The organism is Pseudomonas sp. EL_65y_Pfl2_R96 (genome assembly GCF_963970905.1).
In the GTDB taxonomy this organism is placed as follows: Bacteria; Pseudomonadota; Gammaproteobacteria; order Pseudomonadales; family Pseudomonadaceae; genus Aquipseudomonas.
The window spans coordinates 1-448 of record NZ_CAXAQH010000362.1; the positions used below are offsets into that span (position 1 = coordinate 1).

A 448-nucleotide genomic window follows, 5' to 3' on the forward strand; every position below is an offset into this window, starting at 1 on the left:
CGCCGGCCAGTCCGTCTCCGGCGGGAGCAACAATTTCAACAACACGACGCGCACGCCGAGCGGGGGGCGAGCATAGCGCTCCAGAACAGCATCAACATCCGTCCGGTGCTGAAGAAGAACCAGGGCGAGGAGGTCGGGATCTTCGTCGCCAAGGACTTCAATTTCGCCGACGTCTATAATCTCGAGTTGCGGCACTGAGGATGAGCGACACCGCCGTCCTGCGCCATTATCTCGCACCAATCCTGCCGCTGCTGGAGCCGGTCGAGGTGACGGAGCTTGTCATCAACAAGCCCGGCGAAGTCGGCATTGAGGATCATCGCGGTTGGCATTGGCATGACGTTGCCGAACTCGACAGCGACTGGCTGGCAACGCTTGCCGTCGCAGCCGCAAGCTTTACGCGGCAGGACGTCAACGCGGAGACCCCGATCTGCTCGACGATCTTGACGGG

2 pseudogenes are annotated in these 448 nt (G+C 61.8%); both read left to right on the top strand.

From position 1 onward, the window contains the following. Window positions 1-198, top strand: a pseudogene (locus AACY49_RS31050) (hypothetical protein); the annotation flags it as partial. Between the two features lie 2 nt (window positions 199-200). Beyond that, window positions 201-448, top strand: a pseudogene (locus tag AACY49_RS31055) (hypothetical protein); the annotation flags it as partial.